General features: G+C 75.9%; 19 protein-coding genes. 10 read left to right on the top strand and 9 right to left on the bottom strand.

Annotated features, from left to right (window positions below):
* Positions 1–2: 2 nt before the first annotated feature.
* Genes MTO91_RS02055 through MTO91_RS02045 form a run of 3 tightly spaced genes read left to right on the top strand, consistent with a single transcriptional unit; the run spans position 3 to position 2,083 of the window.
* A complete protein-coding gene (locus tag MTO91_RS02055) occupies positions 3–608 on the top strand; it encodes a heme-binding beta-barrel domain-containing protein (RefSeq protein ID WP_062404071.1) in 606 nt (201 codons plus the stop codon).
* The gene (locus tag MTO91_RS02050) at positions 609–1,223 is read left to right on the top strand and encodes a 5-oxoprolinase subunit B family protein (protein WP_357438489.1); all 615 of its coding nucleotides are present in this window, start codon (positions 609–611) and stop codon (positions 1,221–1,223) included. It begins immediately after the preceding gene.
* Positions 1,220–2,083: a 5-oxoprolinase subunit C family protein gene (locus MTO91_RS02045; RefSeq protein ID WP_357438492.1), complete on the top strand. Its 864-nt coding sequence runs from the start codon at positions 1,220–1,222 to the stop codon at positions 2,081–2,083. Before MTO91_RS02050 ends, MTO91_RS02045 begins: the two co-directional genes overlap by 4 nt.
* A 3-nt stretch (positions 2,084–2,086) precedes the next feature.
* On the opposite strand, the gene MTO91_RS02040 is transcribed toward MTO91_RS02045, so the two are convergent.
* The gene (locus MTO91_RS02040; protein WP_476653530.1) at positions 2,087–3,676 is read right to left on the bottom strand and encodes a hypothetical protein; all 1,590 of its coding nucleotides are present in this window, start codon (positions 3,674–3,676) and stop codon (positions 2,087–2,089) included.
* 43 nt (positions 3,677–3,719) lie between these two features.
* Complete coding sequence (locus tag MTO91_RS02035) at positions 3,720–5,651, bottom strand: DivIVA domain-containing protein (protein WP_476653528.1); 1,932 nt, start codon at positions 5,649–5,651, stop codon at positions 3,720–3,722.
* A gap of 244 nt (positions 5,652–5,895) precedes the next feature.
* Here MTO91_RS02035 and MTO91_RS02030 point away from each other — a divergent pair, with 244 nt between their 5' ends.
* From MTO91_RS02030 to MTO91_RS02015, 4 genes are all read left to right on the top strand, one after another.
* On the top strand, positions 5,896–6,384 hold the full coding sequence (locus tag MTO91_RS02030; protein WP_374107533.1) for a Fur family transcriptional regulator: 489 nt from the start codon (positions 5,896–5,898) through the stop codon (positions 6,382–6,384).
* Positions 6,381–7,508: a CAF17-like 4Fe-4S cluster assembly/insertion protein YgfZ gene (gene ygfZ, locus MTO91_RS02025; protein ID WP_405420000.1), complete on the top strand. Its 1,128-nt coding sequence runs from the start codon at positions 6,381–6,383 to the stop codon at positions 7,506–7,508. Before MTO91_RS02030 ends, ygfZ begins: the two co-directional genes overlap by 4 nt.
* Before the next feature lie 220 nt (positions 7,509–7,728).
* Entirely contained in the window at positions 7,729–7,932 is a 204-nt protein-coding gene (locus MTO91_RS02020) for a DUF3073 domain-containing protein (protein ID WP_062399683.1), read from the top strand.
* A gap of 165 nt (positions 7,933–8,097) precedes the next feature.
* Positions 8,098–8,841 carry an NUDIX hydrolase gene (locus MTO91_RS02015; protein ID WP_405420003.1) on the top strand — a complete coding sequence of 248 codons (744 nt, stop codon included), beginning with the start codon at positions 8,098–8,100 and terminating at the stop codon, positions 8,839–8,841.
* 22 nt (positions 8,842–8,863) lie between these two features.
* On the opposite strand, the gene purM is transcribed toward MTO91_RS02015, so the two are convergent.
* The 6 genes from purM to purS form a co-directional block, all read right to left on the bottom strand.
* Entirely contained in the window at positions 8,864–9,961 is a 1,098-nt protein-coding gene (gene purM / locus MTO91_RS02010) for a phosphoribosylformylglycinamidine cyclo-ligase (protein WP_476653526.1), read from the bottom strand.
* Between the two features lie 43 nt (positions 9,962–10,004).
* On the bottom strand, positions 10,005–11,591 hold the full coding sequence (gene purF, locus MTO91_RS02005) for an amidophosphoribosyltransferase (protein ID WP_476653525.1): 1,587 nt from the start codon (positions 11,589–11,591) through the stop codon (positions 10,005–10,007).
* A gap of 119 nt (positions 11,592–11,710) precedes the next feature.
* Entirely contained in the window at positions 11,711–12,049 is a 339-nt protein-coding gene (locus MTO91_RS02000; protein WP_476653523.1) for a sterol carrier family protein, read from the bottom strand.
* On the bottom strand, positions 12,049–14,355 hold the full coding sequence (gene purL, locus MTO91_RS01995) for a phosphoribosylformylglycinamidine synthase subunit PurL (RefSeq protein ID WP_405420010.1): 2,307 nt from the start codon (positions 14,353–14,355) through the stop codon (positions 12,049–12,051). Before purL ends, MTO91_RS02000 begins: the two co-directional genes overlap by 1 nt.
* A 154-nt stretch (positions 14,356–14,509) precedes the next feature.
* Positions 14,510–15,184 carry a phosphoribosylformylglycinamidine synthase subunit PurQ gene (purQ, locus tag MTO91_RS01990; RefSeq protein ID WP_476653521.1) on the bottom strand — a complete coding sequence of 225 codons (675 nt, stop codon included), beginning with the start codon at positions 15,182–15,184 and terminating at the stop codon, positions 14,510–14,512.
* On the bottom strand, positions 15,181–15,414 hold the full coding sequence (gene purS, locus MTO91_RS01985; protein ID WP_224388682.1) for a phosphoribosylformylglycinamidine synthase subunit PurS: 234 nt from the start codon (positions 15,412–15,414) through the stop codon (positions 15,181–15,183). Before purS ends, purQ begins: the two co-directional genes overlap by 4 nt.
* 60 nt (positions 15,415–15,474) lie before the next feature.
* On the opposite strand from purS, the gene MTO91_RS01980 reads away from it, so the two are divergent.
* From MTO91_RS01980 to MTO91_RS01970, 3 genes are read left to right on the top strand one after another with little or no spacing between them, the layout of a single operon-like run.
* Entirely contained in the window at positions 15,475–16,479 is a 1,005-nt protein-coding gene (locus MTO91_RS01980; RefSeq protein ID WP_476653519.1) for an NAD-dependent epimerase/dehydratase family protein, read from the top strand.
* A 40-nt stretch (positions 16,480–16,519) separates the two neighbouring features.
* Entirely contained in the window at positions 16,520–17,152 is a 633-nt protein-coding gene (locus MTO91_RS01975; RefSeq protein ID WP_476653518.1) for an MBL fold metallo-hydrolase, read from the top strand.
* Entirely contained in the window at positions 17,152–17,523 is a 372-nt protein-coding gene (locus MTO91_RS01970; protein WP_062399659.1) for a VOC family protein, read from the top strand. The genes MTO91_RS01975 and MTO91_RS01970 overlap by 1 nt, the downstream gene beginning before the upstream one ends.
* A gap of 77 nt (positions 17,524–17,600) precedes the next feature.
* Here MTO91_RS01970 and MTO91_RS01965 read toward each other — a convergent pair whose 3' ends face one another.
* Positions 17,601–18,359, bottom strand: a complete 759-nt coding sequence (locus MTO91_RS01965; RefSeq protein WP_405420037.1) for a DUF2334 domain-containing protein — start codon at positions 18,357–18,359, stop codon at positions 17,601–17,603.
* Between the last annotated feature and the right edge of the window lie 65 nt (positions 18,360–18,424).

The raw sequence follows: 18,424 nt of genomic DNA, 5'->3' as shown, positions 1-18,424 counted from the left end.
AGCTGCAGACCACGATCACCGGTCCGGAGAACGCGGCCCCGGACTCCCCGCAGCGCAACCGGCCGCAGTGGCCCGACCTGCCCGTCGACGACGACACCGCCAACCTGCGCCAGGGCCCCGACCTGCACGAGGCCTGCCTCGGCCTGCTGCCGCTGGTCGGTACCTGGCGTGGCACCGGCGAGGTCGTCTACCCGACGATCGAGGGCCCGTTCCACTTCGGCCAGCAGATCACCTGGGCGCACGACGGGCGACCGTTCCTGTCCTACGAGGCCCGGTCCTGGCTGCTCGACGACGACGGCGGGATCATCCGCCAGGCCGCCCGCGAGACCGGGTTCTGGCGCCCCCAGGAGGACGGCTCGATCGAGGTCCTGATCGCGCACCACACCGGGATCGTCGAGGTCTACTACGGGCCGCGGGGCGACATGCGCTCCTGGCAGATCGAGACCGACGCCATCGCCCGGACGCCCTCGGCCAAGGAGGTCACCGCGGCGAAGCGGCTCTACGGCCTGGTCAACCAGGGCGACCTCGCCTACGTCGACGAGCGCGCGATGGTCGGGCAGCCGATGCAGCCGCACATCTCGGCCGTCCTGCACCGCGTGGTCGGCTAGTTGGTCGCGGTCCGGGTCCGCCGCTGCGGTGGGCGGGCGGTGCTGCTGGAGGTCGACGACGCCGCCGGGGTGGCGGCCGTCGTCGCCGCCGTGCGGGACGCCGCGCTGCCCGAGGTGCGGGAGCTGGTCCCGGCCGCCCGGACCGTGCTCGTCGAGGTGGCGCCCGGAGCCGCCACCGAGCGGGTCGTACAGGTCGCACGGGCCGCGGACGCGGCCGCCGGCGGGGCGGGCACGGGCACCGTCCACACGCTGCCCGTGACCTACGACGGCGAGGATCTCGCGCTCGTCGCCGAGACCGCGGGCCTGTCCGTCGACGAGGTGGTCGCACTGCACAGCGGCGCGGAGTACCGGGTGGACTTCTGCGGATTCGCGCCGGGCTTCGGCTACCTCTCGGGGCTCCCGGAGCCGCTGCGGCAGCCACGCCTGGAGAGCTCGCGGACCGCGGTGCCCGCCGGCTCGGTCGGGATCGCCGACGTCTACAGCTGCGTCTACCCGCGGCGCTCCCCCGGCGGCTGGCGGCTGATCGGCCGCACCGACACGGTCCTGTTCGACCCCGGGGCCGACCCGCCCGCGCTGTTCACCCCCGGCGACCGCGTCCGGTTCGAGCCCCGGTGAGCGCGCTGCTGGTGGTGCGGGCCGGGCCGCAGGCGCTGGTGACCGACCGCGGACGTCCGGGGCACGCACACCTGGGGGTGCCGCCGTCGGGCGCGCTGGACGGGCCGGCCTACGAGCTGGGGAACCGTCTGGTCGGCAACGACGACGGCGCCGCCGGGCTGGAGCTGCTCGGCGGCGGGCTGCGGGTGCGTGCCCTGGGGGGCCGGACCGTCGCCGTCACGGGGGCACCCGCGCCGGTGTGCGTCGACGGCAGCCCGGCCGCGTCGCACCGGGCACTGCACCTGCCCGACGGCGCCGAGCTGACGGTCGGGACGCCGGTCGGCGGGCTGCGGTGCTACCTCGCCGTCGCGGGCGGGCTGGAGCTACCGCTCACGCTGGGCAGCCGCAGCACCGACCTGCTGTCCGGGCTGGGGCCCGACCCGGTCGCCGACGGCGACGAGCTGCCGGTCGGCCCGTGGTCCGGCGGGATCCCGGTGTCCGGGCCGGTCCCGGTGTCGCTGCCCGGTGCCGTGGTCGGGCTGCGGGTGCGCCCCGGCCCCCGCGACGACTGGTTCGCCGACCCACGCGCCGCCCTCGCGGATCCGCTGTGGACGGTGACGGCCGACGGGAACAGGATCGGGGTCCGTCTCGACGGGCCGTCCCCGGAGCGGCTTCCGGAGCTGCGCGACCGGGAGCTGCCGAGCGAGGGGATGGTGACCGGCGCGGTGCAGGTGCCGCCGGACGGGCCGCCGGTGGTGTTCCTCGCCGACCGTCCGACGACCGGTGGCTACCCGGTGATCGCCGTCGTCGAGCGCGCCGACCTGCCGCTGCTCGCCCAGGCCCCGCCGGGGACGGGCGTGCGGTTCACCGTGCTGCGCTGAGGCTCAGCGCTCGGCGTCCTCGCCGTCGAGGATGGTGCGGACCTCGTCGACGGCCATCCCGGACAGCCGGCCGATCTGCGCCGGGTCGAGGCCGCACTCGTGCAGGTGCCGGACGGCGCCGGCCAGGTCGTCGCGGCGGCGACGCAGGACCTCGTCGAGCTCGGCGATGCGGTCGCGGGTGTCGTCGAGCCGCTCGGTCGCGTCGACGGCGCGGGCCGGGTCCTCCAGCAGCACACCGAGCAGCCGGTCCTTCGCGTCGCCGGCCGCCGGGGTGCGCGCCCCCGCGGTCGGGACGACGGCGAGCGGCAGCTCCTGCTGCTCGCCACCGGGGGCGTCGGGCTGCGGGTCGACGACGCCGTCGGTGGCGCGCAGGCGCGCCCGCTGCACGGCGCGGGCCGCGAGGGCCTGCTGCACGGCCCGGGAGACCGGTTCGGGGGTCGGCCGGGACGTGATCTCGGACCCGGCGGGCGGGGTCGGCGCGGGGGGTGGCGCCGCCGGGATCCCGGACGTCGCGGGGAGGTCCTCGGCGGCCGGCTCCGCGCGCTCGGCCGACCAGGGCGGCAGCGGGCCGGCCGCGGTGTCCTTCGGGGCGGCCGGAGCCGGGTCCGCGGCAGGGGGCACGGTGTCGTCCCCGGCGGCCGGGGCCTGCCCGGCTGCGGCGGGCGTGGCGTCCGGGCCGGGCGCGACGACGTCGGTGAGGTCGTCGACGATGCGCAGCCGCGCGACCGGCCACTCCGGGACCGGCGGCGTGGCCGGGTCGTCGGGGGTGCCCGCGGCGTCCCGGGCCGCGGTGGTGTCGGTCGGGGCCGCGTCATCGGCCCCGGCGGCGTCGGTCGCCGCAGCGGAGTCGGTCGCGGCGGAGTCGGTCGCGGCAGCGGCGGTCGCGGCGGCGTCGCTCGCGACGGCGGCGTCGGCCCCGGCAGCGGCGTCGGCCCCGGACGGATCCGCGGCACGGAGCGTGGCGGAGGCACGGCCCGGGTCGGCGGTGTCGGTCCCGGTCCCTGCGTCCCGGACCCGTCGCAGCCCGGTCGACCGGGGGCGCGGGGTCGGCCGTGGCCGGGGCAGTGGCTCCACCGCGGCACCCGACGCCCCGGTTCCCGACGCGGCACCCGGAACCGGCGACGCCGCGGCGAGCGACACGGCGGCCGTCGCCTCCGGGTCGCGCCCCCGGGCGAGTGTGGCCGCGTCGGGCTGCTCGTCGGCCGGGGCGAACAGCGCCTCCAGCGAGCCCTCGGCCCCGTCGTCGTCGCGGGCGGCGTGGCGCCCTGCACCGGAGGAGACGACGGCGCCGGCGTATGCGGGTACCCGGGGCAGCGGACCGGTGTCCGCGCCGCGCTCGGCGACCACGTCCGCGACGGTCCGTGCACGGGCCGGGCGCGGCGGGTCGGCCGGGCCACCGGCCGCCTCACCGGTCCAGTCCGCAGAGGACGGCTGCGGGTCCGCGGCCGCGCGCGGGGGCTCGAGCGGCAGCGGCCCGGGCGCGGGGGTGCGGCGCACACGCCACACACCCCACAGGACCAGGACCACGAGCACGCCCGCGCCCAGCACCGCCACGAGGGGCAGGACCGGGACCGTGAACGAGCCGAGCTGCATGGGCCCGGACCTTATTGGGGTCCCGGGCCCCGCGCGGGGAACCTCAGCTGCTGCGCGTCCCCGTCGACGGCTGCGCCGCGCCCGTCCGGCCCTTGTCGCCGGTGGCCGCACCGGAACCGTTGCGGGTCGTGCCGTTGCCCTTCTCGCCACCCTGCGACGACGGCTCGGACGCCGACGACGCACCGTTACGACCGTTCTGACCGTGGCCGGCCTGGCCGGAGCCGTTGCGAGACCCCTCCGGACCGGGTCGCGCCGGGCCGCGCCCGGCGGCCGGGTTCGCGGTCGTCGGCGGCTCCGCGTCGGCCTTCGTGCCCTCGGCCGCGGTGCCCTTCTCCCCCGCCGGCGGCTTCTGCGAACCATCCGTTGGGGTGTCACCGGAACGGCGGACGGCGCCGACCGCGACCGTGCGCTCGGCGTCGCCGCCGGGCGTCGGACGCGGGTCCTGGCGCGGCACGGCCGACGTCTTCGGCTCCGCCTCGACCGGGCGGGACTCCGACGCGGGCCGGAACAGCTCGGCGGGCTCGGGCTCGTCCCCGGGCCGGACGGCGGTGGTGCGCTCGGCACCGCCCTGCTGCCCGGTGGGGGCCGGCGACGGGCGCGGGCCCGGTGCGGGCCGCGGACCCGGCCGCGGGCCGGCGGGCTTGTCCCCGTCGGCACCGCCGGGGCGCGGGCCCTGGGCGTCCGTCCGGGCGGGCTGCGGTGCCCCGGCCGGGCGGTCGGCACCCGACCCGCCGGTACCGGGCTTGGCCGGACCGGAGTCGGGCCGGGACTGGGACCCGGAGTCCTGGCGCGCCGGGGCGGGCCCCGGCTGCGGACGTGGACCGGGCCGCGGCGCGGGTGCCGCATCGCCCGACGGCGACGCCTGGGCGGCGGCCGGTCGGGCACCGTTCACCCCGGCACCGTTGACACCGGCCGCGGGGGCCTGCGGGCGGCCGTTCGGGGCGCCCTGCGGACGCGCGGGCCCCTGATCCTGCTGACCGGGACGCTGCTCGGACCCCGGGCGCTCCTCGGCACCGGACCGGGCACCGGGGCGCTGCGGCTCCGGTGCGCCCGGGCGCGGCCCGGGACGACCGGACCGCTGGTCCGCGGAGTCGGGACGGCCCTGGTCGGAGCGACCCTGGTCGGGACGCCCGGGCCGGGCGTCGGCCTGCCCCGGGCGTGCGGAGGCGTCCGCCCCCGTACCGGCGGCAGCGGCGGCCGGCGTGGCGCCGGCACCGGACTGCGGGGCGGGCTTGGCGCCCGCACCGGACTGCGCGGCGGGCTTCAGCCCGGGGCCCGGCTGACCGGCGGGCTGGGCGGCACCGGGCTGGCCGGCGCCGGGCCGCTCGCCCGCGGCGGGCTTCGCGGAGCGGTCGTCGGACGACCCGGCCTCGCCGGACGGCCCGCCGGGCTTCTGCCCCGGACCGGGGACCGGCCGGATCTCGTGGCGGGCCTTGTCCCCGGTGGCCGGGGCCTTCCCGACCTCGGCGCGCAGATCGTCGCGACGCCGGGTCAGCTCCCCGACCTCGGTGCGGAGCTTGTCGCCCTGCTCACGGGCCCGGTCGGCGTCCGCGCGGGCGCGGTCGACCTGCTTGCGGGCCTCGGTGACGACACGCTCGGCGTCGGCACGGGCCTTGCTGCGGATCTCCTCCGCCTCCTCCTCCGCCTTCTGCAGGATCGCCTGCATGCGGTCGGAGAAGTTGTCGACGGCACCGTGCCGGTCGGAGTCCGAGGGCCCCGGGCCGGGACGCGGCCCCGGACGCGGTGCCGGACGCGGCGGCCCGCCGGCCGGACCGGCGGCGAACCCGCCGGGCGGCGGCACCGGCATCGGCGGCGGCATGGGCCGGCTCCGCAGTGCGTCGATGTCCGCGCGCATCCGGCCCATGAGCCGCTGCATCTGGACGATGTGCTCGTCCACCTGCCGACGGTCGTAGCCGCGGAGAACGACGTCGAACCGCGGGGAACCGCCCGGGCGGTCCGCCCCGTCTGCCGTCATCGCCTCTCCTCAGGTCGTCGACATGGGTGCCCTCGGAGGGCACGTACGAGGTCGGCGGACCGACGGTTCGGCGCGACCTCGCCGGTCAGGGTAGTCACGACGACGGGGTCGCGGCGAACCACGCAGCGTGCAACGGTCGTCCGTCGGCGTGGCGGGCCCCGCGACGGACGGTTCCGTGACACGATGTGCGGTCACCGTCCTCGTGGCCCGAGCCTACCGGGCCGTACCGAATACCATCGGCGGTGTGGACAGCACACTGAAGGGCACGTTGCACCGGCGTGGGCTCCGGATGACCCCTCAACGCCAGCTCGTGCTGGACGCGGTCCGGGAGCTGGGGCACGCGACACCCGAGCAGGTGTGCAGCCGGGTCCAGGCGACGGCGCCGGCGGTGAACATCACGACGGTGTACCGGACGCTGGACCTGCTCGAGGAGCTCGGCGTCGTCCGGCACGCCCATCTCGGGCACGGTGCGCCGACCTACTCCGAGCACCAGCACCGCCACGTCCATCTCGTCTGCCACCACTGCGGCCGGGTGGACGAGGCGCCGACCGAGCTGCTCTCCGATGTGGCGAGTCGCACGCTCGCCGACCTGGGCTTCCACCTGGACGCGACGCACGTGGCCCTGTCCGGCACGTGCGTCGACTGTGCGCACGACGACGACGAGGACTCCGCCGACGGAGCCCCCGAGCAGGACGACACGGCGCCCCAGGAGGGCGCGGAGGGAGACCGGTGACCGTTCCCGGATCCGAGCAGGACCCCGACACCACCGACAACGCCGAGGACACGCCCCCCGACCCGGACGACGTCGTCGCCGCGCACCACGGCGACCCGCCGGCCGAGCAGCGGGCGATGGCCCGCTCCGCCGCCGTCGTCGACCGCGGGCACCGCGAGGTGCTGGCGGTGACCGGCGAGGAGCGGCTGTCCTGGCTGCACCTGCTGCTCACCCAGCACGTCAGCGAGCTGCCGCCCGGCACCGGCACCGAGGCCCTGGTGCTCGACGCGCAGGGCAGGGTGCTGCACCACATGGCCGTCGCGTCGTCGGCGGACACGGTCTGGCTCGACACCGAGCCCGGCGAGGGCGCGGCACTGCTCGACTACCTGGCGAAGATGGTCTTCTGGTCGAAGGTGGAGCCGCGTGACGTCACCGCCGAGCTGGCGGTGCTGTCGGTCGTCGGCCCGGAGACCCCGGCCGTGCTCGCCGCGGCGGGGCTGCCGGTGCCCGATGCGCCGAACGGCGTCACGGCCCTGCCGGACGGCGGCTTCGTGCGACGGATGCCGTGGCCGGGCCGGGACGCGGCGGACGTCGTCGTCCCCCGCGGGACGAAGGAGGCCCGCTGGGCGGACCTCACCGCGGCCGGGGCGCGGGCCGCCGGGACGATCGCGTTCGAGGCGCTGCGGGTGGAGTCGCGCGCACCGCGCCTGCACCGCGACACCGACGACCGCACCATCCCGCACGAGGTCGGCTGGATCGGCTCCGCCGTGCACCTCACCAAGGGCTGCTACCGGGGCCAGGAGACCGTCGCCCGGGTCGCGAACCTGGGGCGCCCGCCGCGGCGCACGGTGCTGCTGATGCTCGACGCCGGCGACGAGGACCTGCCGCGCACCGGCGACCCGGTGGTGCGCGACGGCCGCACGGTCGGCCGCGTGGGCACGGTCGTCCAGCACCACGAGCTGGGCCCGGTGGCGCTCGCGCTGCTCAAGCGGTCGGTCCCGGTGGACGCCGAGCTGACCGCGGGTGTCGACGACCGGGTCTCCCCCGCGACGATCGACCCGGACTCCTACGAGCCGGACCCGGACACCCCGCCGCCGGGCCGCGCGGCCCGGGAACGGACGGGTGGCGCCGCGCGTCGCGGATGACGCGCGGCCCGGCCGGACCGCCGTGGGGCGACCACCGGGTGAACATGCGGGGCCCCGCGCCGGTCCGGGGCCGGGTCCGCCTGTGACGACGGCGGTGCCGCGTCGCATGTTCCGGGGTGAGCAGGGTACGGTTGTTTTCACGACATTGATGAGACGAGAGGGGCCGCCGGGTCGTGCGCAATGACCGGCCGCCCCTTCCCTGTTGTAAGGGGGACCTGCCATGGGGCGTGGACGAGCCAAGGCCAAGCAGACGAAGGTGGCCCGTGAGCTCAAGTACAGCTCCCCTTCTATGGATCTCGACGCCTTGCAGCGGGAGATCGGTAGCGCGACGGCGGTGACTACCGACAGCCGCGAGGACGACTACGGCGAGTACGACGACCTCGCCGCCAAGTACAACGACGAGGACGACGACCCTCGCCGTTGACGGCCACCCCGGCGCCCGGCCCCCCGTCGTGACACGGCGGCCCGGGCGCCGCGGCACGTGCCGACCCGGGCGGTTTCCCCCGGCCGGTCGGATAGGGCAAGATCATCACCAGTCTCCTGTGAGAGGCTTGGTCACCGATCCCGTCACGCCCGAGGTGTTCAGCAGATGCGCGGCAACCTGTTCGCGGTCGCCGTCAACCTCGTCGTGCTGACCGTGCGGTCGGACCGTCTGCACGTGCTGCTCATCGAGCGGGGCGAGCCCCCGTTCCTCGGGCACTGGGCCCTGCCCGGTGGTTTCGTCCGCCCGGAGGAGGACCTCGTGCACACCGCCAGCCGGCGGTTGGGCGAGGAGACCGGGGCCGACACCGGCAGCGCCGTGTGCGGGCACCTCGAGCAGCTGGCGAGCTACGCCGCACCCGACCGCGATCCCCGTGGCCGGGTCCTGTCCGTGGGCTACCTCGCGCTGCTGCCGGACATGCCGGAGCCGACGCCGGGTGGCGGGGCCGCCGCGTCCGCGTGGTGCGCCGTCGACGACGTGCCGCCGCTGGCGTTCGACCACCGGCGCATCCTCGCCGACGGCGTGGAGCGGGCGAAGTCGAAGCTCGAGTACACGACGCTCGCCGTGTCGTTCTGCCCGGACGAGTTCACGGTGACCGACCTGCGCCGGGTCTACGAGGCCGTCTGGGAGACCTCTCTGGACCCGCGCAACTTCCAGCGCAAGGTGACCTCCACTGACGGCTTCCTCGTGCCGACGACGACGCTGGTCACCGGCGGCCGCGGGCGGCCACCCCGGTTGTTCCGCCGCGGCCCGGCGACGGCGCTGCACCCGCCGATGCTGCGTGAGTCGCACCGCGCCGGGAACCGGCAGCCGGCGCCGCACGACACGGAGCTGCACCACTCCGTCGAGTGAGGGCGGACGGCGCGGGACCGCCTCAGAAACGGGGGTGCTCCCCGCGCAGCTGCACCCGGGCGCCGAGCTCGCCGGAACCGGCACCGTCGACGTCGCCGATCCGGCCGACCTCACCCAGGATCCAGGCGGGGACGTGCCGGGCGGTGAGGACGGCGAGGGCGCGGTCGACGTCCTCGGGCGGCAGCACCGCGACCATCCCGACGCCCATGTTGAACGTCTTCTCCATCTCCGCGCGCTCGACCCGGCCGCGGGACTGGATCAGCTTGAAAATCGGGGCCGGGGTCCACGAGCCGCGCTCCACGGTGGCCGCGAGGCCCTCCGGCAGCACCCGCTCCAGGTTGCGGGCCAGCCCGCCGCCGGTGATGTGGGAGAACGTCCGCACGCCGGTCTCGGCGGTGATCGCCAGGCAGTCCTTGGCGTAGATCCGGGTCGGGACGAGCAGTTCCTCGCCGAGGGAGTGGTCGAACTCCTCCAGCTCACCGGCCAGCGGCAGCCGGGCGATGTCGAGCAGCACGTGGCGGGCCAGGGAGTAGCCGTTGGAGTGCAGCCCGGAGGAGCCGAACGCGACCAGCACGTCGCCGGGGCGGACGCGCTCGGGCCGCAGCATCTTCTCGGCGTCGACGACACCGACACCGGTGGCGGAGAGGTCGTAGGCGCCCTCCTCCATCAGCCCGGGGTGCTCGGCGGTCTCGCCACCGAGCAGCGCGCAGCCCGCGGTCTGGCAGCCCTCGGCGATGCCGCGCACGATCGTCGCCACCCGGTCGGGGACGATCTTGCCGATGGCGATGTAGTCCTGCAGGAACAGCGGCTCGGCCCCGCAGACGACCAGGTCGTCCACGACCATCGCGACGAGGTCCTGGCCGATGGTGTCGTGCTTGTCCATCGCCTGCGCGATCGCGACCTTGGTGCCGACGCCGTCGGTCGAGGCGGCCAGCACCGGCTCGGAGTACTTGCCGAACTTCGCCGCGAACAGACCGGCGAAACCGCCGATGCCGCCGCGCACCTCGGGCCGGGTGGCCTTCTCGGCGAACGGACGGAAACGCTCGACCGCCTGCTCCCCCGCGTCGATGTCCACCCCCGCGGAGGCGTAGCTGGCGGGGCCGGGCTCGGTCGAGGGCATGCGAGGTCTCTCCAGGTCGGGACGGGGTCGTGATCGGGTGCCGCTACGGGCGGGTCAGCGCTTCTCCGGCACCGTATCCGACGGACAGCGGGCCGGGATCGCCAGAGGCGGCGCCGGACGCCGTCGGCTCCGGGACGTCCTCCAGCAGGTGCTTGCCGAGCTGGGCCTCCTCCGGCAGCGGGATCGGGTACTCCCCGTCGAAGCAGGCGCAGCACAGCCGCGAGCGCGGCTGCTCGGAGGCGGCGACCATCTGCTCGACCGAGACGTAGCCGAGGCTGTCCGAGCCGATCGAGCGTCGGACGCCCTCGGTGTCGGCGCCGTTGGCGATCAGCTCGGCCCGGCTGGCGAAGTCGATGCCGTAGAAGCAGGGCCAGCGCACGGGCGGCGAGGCGATCCGCACGTGCACCTCGAGGGCGCCGGCCTCGCGCAGCATCCGCACCAGCGCGCGCTGGGTGTTGCCGCGGACGATCGAGTCGTCGACGACGACCAGCCGCTTGCCCCGGATGACGTTGCGCAGCGGGTTCAGCTTCAGCCGGATGCCGAGCTGGCGGATGGTCTGGCTGGGCTGGATGAAGGTGCGCCCGACGTAGGCGTTCTTCACCAGGCCCTGGCCGTAGGGGATGCCGGAGCCCTGGGCGTAGCCGATGGCGGCCGGGGTGCCGGACTCCGGGACCGGGATGACCAGGTCGGCCTCGACCGGGTGCTCCTCGGCGAGCCGGCGGCCGATCTCCACCCGGGTGTCGTAGACCGAGCGGCCGGCGATGGTGGTGTCCGGGCGCGCCAGGTAGACGTACTCGAACACGCAGCCCTTCGGCTCCGGGGCGGCGAAGCGCTGGCTGCGGATGCCGTCGGCGTCGATCGCGATGAGCTCGCCCGGCTCGACCTCGCGGACGAACGAGGCGCCGACGATGTCCAGCGCCGCGGTCTCCGACGCGACGACCCAGCCGCGCTCCAGGCGGCCCAGGACCAGCGGGCGGACGCCGTGGGAGTCGCGGGCGGCGTAGAGGGTGCGCTCGTCGGCGAAGGTCAGCGAGAACGCGCCGCGCAGCCGCGGCAGCAGCCGCATCGCGGCCTCGTAGACGCCGAGGTCCGCGGCGCCCGCGGCCAGCAGCTCGGTGAGCAGGTCGGAGTCGGTGGTCGCGCGCAGCCCGGACCGCTTGCGGTTCTCCAGCTTCGCGACGTCCTCGCGCAGCTCGGCGGTGTTCACCAGGTTGCCGTTGTGACCCAGCGCCAGACCGGAGCCCGCGGCCGTGGTGCGGAACGTCGGCTGGGCGTTCTCCCAGGTCGTCGCGCCGGTCGTCGAGTAGCGGCAGTGGCCGACGGCGAGGTGCCCGCGCAGCGAGGACAGCGTCTGCTCGTCGAACACCTGGCTGACCAGGCCGAGGTCCTTGAACACCACGGTGCGGCGGCCGTCGGACACGGCGATGCCTGCGGCCTCCTGGCCGCGGTGCTGCAGCGCGTAGAGGCCGTAGTAGGTCATCTTCGCGACGTCCTCGCCGGGGGCCCAGACGCCGAACACACCGCACTCCTCGCGGGGTCCTTGCTCGTCGGGCTCGGCGGCGGGGGGTGCGACGGGGGTGAGGGAGAGGGTTCGTTCAGGGCTGACGTGCTCGTTCCGGACGGAACTCAACGCGGCGCTCCTCGGCTGGCGGCGTACCGGGACCAGGGGACGACTGTACGCCCCGAGATCACGTATCCCCAGGTACGGGGACAGGGGTCACGTCGGGGTCGCACACCGCACCCGTCCGGTCACGGCGTGCGGAGCGGCAGGAACGCGGCGATCTCGCCGGCCCGCGACCCGGACGCCGACACCCGCCCGGCGGCGAGCGCGTCGTCCCAGGTCAGGCGGCCGACGGCGAGCGCGATCCAGGTCCGCGGGTCGACCTCGACGACGTTCGGCGGGGTGCCGCGGGTGTGCCGCGGCCCCTCGACGCACTGCACCGCACCGAACGGCGGGACCCGCACCTCGACGCTGCGGCCCGGCGCGCGCCGGGCCAGCTCGTCGAGCGACGCCTTCACCGCCGACTTCCGTGTCGCCCGGTCCGGCTCGACCCCGTCGTCGACCCAGTCCAGGAGGACGTCGGACATCAGACCGAGACGGCGCCGAACCGCGCCGGGAGCGTGCCCTCCCAGGCGGCGCGCAGCTCGTCGAGCGCCAGCGTGCCGAGGGCGTCGCCCAGGTCGAGGACGTCGCCGCCGGTCTCGCCGAGCCGCAGCGCCGGGACACCGGCCTCGGCGGCGCGGGCCAGGAACGCCTCGGCGCCGTCGGCGGGCACGGTGACCAGCACCCGTCCGGCGGACTCGGCGAACAGCGCGGTGAACGAGTCCTCGTGCACCCCGGCCAGGTCGACGCGGGCGCCCCGGCCCCCGGCGAGCGCGGCCTCGACCAGTCCCTGGGCGAGGCCACCGTCGGACAGGTCGTGGCTGCCGGTCAGCGCCCGGTCCGCGGCCGCGGCGGCGAGGAGCTGCGCGAGGCGCCGCTCGTGCTCCAGGTCGACGGCGGGCGGCCGTCCGCCGAGGTGCCCGTGCACCTCGTGCGCCCACTCCGACCCGCCGAACTCGGCGGCGGTGGTGCCGAGCAGGACGACCGTGTCGCCGTCGGCGCCGGCGAACCCGGACCGGACCGCCGTGGTGACGTCGTCGATCACGCCGAGCACGCCGACCACCGGGGTCGGCAGGATCGCCGTCGTCCCGGTCTGGTTGTAGAAGCTGACGTTGCCACCGGTGACCGGGGTGCCCAGCACCGCGCAGCCGTCGGCGAGACCGCGCACGGCCTGCTCGAACTGCCACATGACGTGCGGGTCCTCCGGAGAGCCGAAGTTCAGGCAGTCGGTGACGGCGAGCGGCACGGCGCCGGAGGTCGCGACGTTGCGGTAGGCCTCGGCCAGCGCGAGCTGCGCGCCGAGGTACGGGTCGAGCGCCACGAAGCGGGCGTTGCAGTCGGTGGCGACGGCGATGCCGCGGCCGGTGGACTCGTCGACCTGCACGACCCCGGAGTCGGCGCCGTGCGCGGCGACGGTGTTGCCGCGCACGTAGCGGTCGTACTGGTCGGTGACCCACGAGCGGGACGCGAGGTTCGGGGCGGCGGCCATCCGCAGGATCTCCGCGCGCAGCTCGGACGGGGTCTCCGGGCGGGGCAGCGCCTCCGGCGAGTCCGCGTTCAGCGCGTCCTGCTTCGCGTCGTCGCGGGTGACCGGGCGGGTGTAGACCGGGCCCTCGTGGGCGACCGTGCGCGGCGGCACGTCGACGACGGTCTCGCCCTGGGAGGTGATCACCAGGCGGTCGCCGTCGGTGACCTCGCCGATCACGGTGGCGATGGTGTCCCACTTGCGGCAGACGGCGAGGAAGGCCTCGACGTTCTCCGGGGTGACGACCGCGCACATCCGCTCCTGGGACTCCGAGGAGAGGATCTCGGCGGCGGTCATGCCGGTGGCGCGCAGCGGGACGGCGTCGAGGTCGACGTGCATGCCGCCGTCACCGGCGGAGGCGAGCTCGGAGGTCGCGCAGGACAGCCCGGCGCCGCCGAGGTCCTGGATGCCGACGACGAGCCCGGCCGCGAACAGCTCCAGGCAGCACTCGATGAGGACCTTCTCGGTGAACGGGTCGCCGACCTGGACGCTCGGGAGCTTCTTCCGCCCGGTGCCGCCGCCGGTGGAGTCGAAGGTCTCCGACGCCAGCACGGACACGCCGCCGATGCCGTCGAGCCCGGTCGTCGCACCGAACAGGATGATCTTGTTGCCGGTGCCGGAGGCGAACGCGAGGTGCAGGTCCTCGGTCTTCAGCGCTCCCACACACAGGGCGTTGACCAGCGGGTTCCCCGCGTAGGACGGGTCGAAGACGACCTCGCCGGCGACGTTCGGCAGGCCGAGGCAGTTCCCGTAGCCGCCGACGCCGGCGACGATGCCGGGCAGCACCCGGCCGGTGTCGTCGGCGTCGAGCGGGCCGAAACGCAGCGGGTCGCCGACCGCGATCGGGCGCGCGCCCATCGCCATGATGTCGCGGACGATGCCGCCGACACCGGTCGCCGCGCCCTGGTAGGGCTCGACGTAGGACGGGTGGTTGTGCGACTCGACCTTGAAGGTGACCGCCCAGCCGTCGCCGACGGACACGACGCCCGCGTTCTCGCCGATCCCGGCGAGCATCGTCGAGCGCATCTGCTCGGTGGTGGTCTCACCGAAGTAGCGCAGGTGGACCTTGGAGGACTTGTAGGAGCAGTGCTCGCTCCACATCACCGAGTACATCGCCAGCTCGGCGTCGGTGGGCCGGCGGCCGAGGATCTCCCGGATACGGGCGTACTCGTCGTCCTTGAGCCCCAGCTCCCGGAAGGGCTGCGGCTGCTCCGGAGTGGCCTCGGCGTGCTTGACGGAATCGACCGGCACCTGGGACTGCGTCACGGGACCAGGGTAGACGGGGCTCCCCCGCCCGCGTCCCCGCACGGTGCCGGGGCCCACAGGCGGGGTTCCCCACAGCAGGTCACGGACCGAGGACGACGACGGCCCGGCCCGCGGTCCACGGGGACCGCCGGCCGGGCCGGACGTCGTGCGCGGGTCAGGCGGTGACCCGGGCGAGCACCGAGGTGAATAGGCCGAGCCCGTCGGCCGACGGGCCGGTCAGCGCACTGGTCGCGTGCTCGGGGTGCGGCATGAGACCGACGACGTTCCCGGCCGCGTTGGTGACGCCGGCGATGCCGCGGGTCGAGCCGTTCGGGGCCGGGTCGCGGTAGCGGAACACCACGCGTCCCTCGCCCTCGAGCTCGTCGAGGGTCGCGGCGTCGGCGACGTAGCGGCCCTCCTGCGACTTGAGCGGGATCAGCAGCTCGTCGCCCGCGGCGTAGTCACGGGTCCAGGCCGTGCCGGCCTTCTCCACCGTGAGCACCAGGTCACGGCACAGGAAGTGCATCCCGGCGTTCGCGACCAGGGCGCCCGGGAGCAGGTGCGCCTCGCAGAGGATCTGGAAGCCGTTGCAGATGCCGAGCACCGGCAGGCCGCGCCCGGCGCCCGCCACGACCTCGGTCATGATCGGCGCCAGGCTCGCGATCGCGCCGGCGCGCAGGTAGTCGCCGTAGGAGAACCCGCCCGGCACGACGACGGCGTCCACGCCCTGCAGGTCGTGGTCGCCGTGCCACAGCGGGACGGCCTCGGCGCCGGCGCGGCGCACCGCGCGGGCGGCGTCGACGTCGTCCAGGGTCCCCGGGAAGGTGATCACACCGACGCGGGTGCTCACAGCCGGGTCACCGTCCAGTCCTCGATCACCGGGTTCGCCAGCAGGGAGCCGGCGAGCCGGTGCAGGGTCTCGTCGTCGATGCCGTCCTCGACCTCGAGCTCGAAGTGCTTGCCCTGCCGCACCCCGCTCACGCCGGACACACCGATCCGACCCAGCGCCCGGGTCACGGCCTGACCCTGCACGTCGAGGATCTCGGGCTTGGGCATCACGTCCACCACCACTCTGGCCACGGGGTCAGCCTACGGTGAACAGGGGCGACGGCTCGACGTGCGTGCCCTCACCATCGGCCCATGCGGATCCTCGTCCTGGGTGGCACGGTCTTCCTCTCCCGCGCGGTCGCCGCGGCCGCGCTCGCTGCGGGCCATCCGGTGACCTGCCTGTCCCGTGGTGTCTCCGGGCCGCCGCCGGACGGCGCGGAGGCGGTGACGGCGGACCGGTCCCGGCCCGGGGCGCTGGCCGCGGCGCTGCACGGGCGCACGTTCGACGCCGTCGTGGACGTCGCGACGATGTCCGCGCCGTGGGTCCGCGACGCCCTCGACGCGCTGCACGGCCGGTTCGGGCACTGGACCTTCGTCTCCTCGATCAACGCCTACGCCGACCCGTCGCTGCGCGGCGGGACCGTGACGCAGCCGACCCTGGCACCGCTGCACGACCAGCCCGACCAGGACCTCACGAACCGGGACCCGGGCGTCTACGGCGCCGCGAAGGTCGCGAGCGAACAGGCCGTGCGGGAGCGGGCGGGCGACCGGGCGCACGTGGTGCGCGGCGGGCTGATGTGCGGGCACGGCGACCTGTCCGACCGCTACGGCTACTGGGCGGACCGGTTCGCCCGCGGCGGCCGGGTGGTCGTCCCGGACGTGCCCGCCCAGCCGATGCAGCTCGTCGACGTGGACGACCTCGCCGCCTGGATCGTGGCCGGCGCCGCCGACGGCACCACCGGCACCCACGACGGCGCAGGACAGCGGTCCACCCTGGACCGGGTGCTCACCGGGACCGCCGACGCCGTGGGCGCCGACGACCTGGAGCTCGTCCGGGTCCCGGAGCGGACGCTGGCCGAGCAGGACGTGGCGTTCTGGGCCGGTCCGCGGTCGCTGCCGCTGTGGCTGCCGGAGTCCCTCTGGGGCATGGTCGACCGGGACGTCACCACGACGTCCACCGCCGGTCCGGCGGCTCGCCCACTCGCCGACACCGCCCGCGCCGCGCTGGCGTGGGAGCGCGGGCTCGGCGCCGGCCGGGGGCGCCGGGCCGGGCTCACCGACGCCGAGGAGCAGGCCGTGCTGCGGGCGCTCGGCTGAGCCGGGACGCCCGCCACCCCCGACCGGGCATGCTGGTCCCATGCACCTGACGCACTACGGCCACGCCTGCGTCCTGGTCGACACCGGGTCGGCCCGGCTCCTGTTCGACCCGGGCGCGTTCTCGACCGGCTTCGAGACCCTGGACGGCCTGGACGCGATCCTGGTCACCCATCAGCACTTCGACCACGTCGACGCCGACGCGCTGCGTACCCTGCTGCGCGCCAACCCCGACGCCGCCCTGGTCACCGACGGCCAGACCGCCGGGCAGCTCGACGGCATCGACGCCCGCACCGCCGCGCCCGGCGACGTGCTGGCCCTCGGCGGCGCCGAGGTGTCCGTCGTCGGGTCCGGGGACCACGCGCAGATCCACCCGGACATCCCGCTGGTCGCGAACAACGGCTACCTCGTCGACGGCGCGCTGCTCCACCCCGGCGACGCGTACGTCCCGCCGGGCGTCGACGAGCTGGCGACGCTGCTGCTCCCCACCGGCGCACCCTGGCTGAAGGTGTCCGAGGCCGTCGACTACCTGCGGTCGGTCGCCCCGCGGACGGTGGTGCCGATCCACGAGGGCACCCTCGCCGACCCCACGCTCCACTACCGGTTCTTCGACAACCTGGGGCCCGACGCCACGACGCTCCTGGTCCCCGACCGGGAGACGGCGGTCGACGTCTGATGGCCCTGCAGTGGGAGCAGGTCGTCGTCGACGCCCGGGACCCGGTCCGGCTCGGCCGCTGGTGGGCCGAGGCCCTGGACTGGACGGTCGTGAACGCCTCGGCGTCGGAGTTCGAGATCCAGCCCGCCGAGGGCGTCGTCCCGGGGCTGATCTTCGTGCCGGTCGCGGAGGGGAAGCGGACCAAGAACCGCCTGCACATCGACCTGCGGCCGGACGGCGTCCGCGACTCCGAGGTCGCCCGGCTGCTGATGCTGGGTGCCACCCGGGTCAACGTGGGCCAGCACCGGGCCCCGGCCGACGAGGTGTCCTGGACGGTGCTCGCCGACCCCGAGGGCAACGAGTTCTGCGTGCTCGGCGAACGGCGGGCCTGACACCTGTCCACAGGTGGCACCGGTTGTCCACAGGAGAGCACACACTGTGGACAACCGGGCCGATCGCCGGGGAGCTCCTAGGCGGCCGGGGCCGCGGCGGGGAACAGCGTGCGGTGCACGGCGCCGACGGCGCCCGCCCCGCGCGCCGCGTCGACGGCGGCCAGCGCGGCCTCGACGCGGTGCTCGCGACGCAGGTCCTTGGCCCGCAGCGCGAGCCGGACGAGCCCGCCGCGCTCGGCGGTGCGCACGGCCTGCTGCTCCAGTGCCCGTCCGCGGCGGCGCTCCCCGGCGCGGCGCCCGCCCCGCCAGGGCTCGGACGCCCGGAAGGTCAGCACGCGCGAGCGCAGCACCGGACCGCCGGTCGCGCGGACGGTCGTCTCGTCGGCGCAGAGGCCGAAGCCGAGGTCGGCGAGCGCGTCGAGGGTGCCCTCGGAGGCGATCCAGCCGGGCGGGGCGAAGCCGTCGGTGGACAGCCCGGTCGCGAGCAGGATCCGCCGGGCGCCGGTCAGCCGCAGGCCCGCCTCGTGCCGGGGCAGCGCCCCGAACTCGGTGCGGCGCCCGATCCGCGGCACGGAGCCGTTCTGCCAGGCGCCCACCGGGTCGCTCGTGTGGTCGAAACCGTGCAGGAGCAGGTCGTCCCCGGCGCGGACGCGGCCGGCGATCCAGCGGACCAGGTCGTCGCCGCGGCGCAGCGGCCCGTCGGGCCCCTTGGGCTGCACGAGGTGGGTCAGCGGCACAGCGCGCCGGTCCAGCTCCGCGGCGAACGCGGCGGCGCGGGCGCGGTCGGCGTCGTCGGAGTCGGTCAGGCCGGACAGCGAGACCAGCAGCGTGCTCATGGCCCCCATCCGACCCGACCGAGGTGAACCCCGCGTGGAGCCGCCGGATCGCGCGGACGACGATC

The sequence above is a fragment of the Pseudonocardia sp. 2-7 genome, assembly GCF_056341085.1.
The sequence above is the reverse complement of the archived record's forward strand: the minus strand, read 5'-3'. Positions and strand labels throughout refer to the sequence as shown.

Excerpts from the sequence above, each read along its gene's own strand:
- MTO91_RS01965 (WP_405420037.1), bottom strand. The coding sequence starts at position 18,359 with ATGAGCACGCTGCTGGTCTCGCTGTCCGGCCTGACCGACTCCGACGAC.
- purM (WP_476653526.1), bottom strand. The coding sequence starts at position 9,961 with ATGCCCTCGACCGAGCCCGGCCCCGCCAGCTACGCCTCCGCGGGGGTG.
- MTO91_RS01975 (WP_476653518.1), top strand. The coding sequence starts at position 16,520 with ATGCACCTGACGCACTACGGCCACGCCTGCGTCCTGGTCGACACCGGG.
- MTO91_RS02015 (WP_405420003.1), top strand. The coding sequence starts at position 8,098 with ATGCGCGGCAACCTGTTCGCGGTCGCCGTCAACCTCGTCGTGCTGACC.
- MTO91_RS01970 (WP_062399659.1), top strand. The coding sequence starts at position 17,152 with ATGGCCCTGCAGTGGGAGCAGGTCGTCGTCGACGCCCGGGACCCGGTC.
- MTO91_RS02020 (WP_062399683.1), top strand. The coding sequence starts at position 7,729 with ATGGGGCGTGGACGAGCCAAGGCCAAGCAGACGAAGGTGGCCCGTGAG.
- MTO91_RS02040 (WP_476653530.1), bottom strand. The coding sequence starts at position 3,676 with ATGCAGCTCGGCTCGTTCACGGTCCCGGTCCTGCCCCTCGTGGCGGTG.
- MTO91_RS01980 (WP_476653519.1), top strand. The coding sequence starts at position 15,475 with ATGCGGATCCTCGTCCTGGGTGGCACGGTCTTCCTCTCCCGCGCGGTC.
- MTO91_RS02000 (WP_476653523.1), bottom strand. The coding sequence starts at position 12,049 with ATGTCCGACGTCCTCCTGGACTGGGTCGACGACGGGGTCGAGCCGGAC.
- MTO91_RS02035 (WP_476653528.1), bottom strand. The coding sequence starts at position 5,651 with ATGACGGCAGACGGGGCGGACCGCCCGGGCGGTTCCCCGCGGTTCGAC.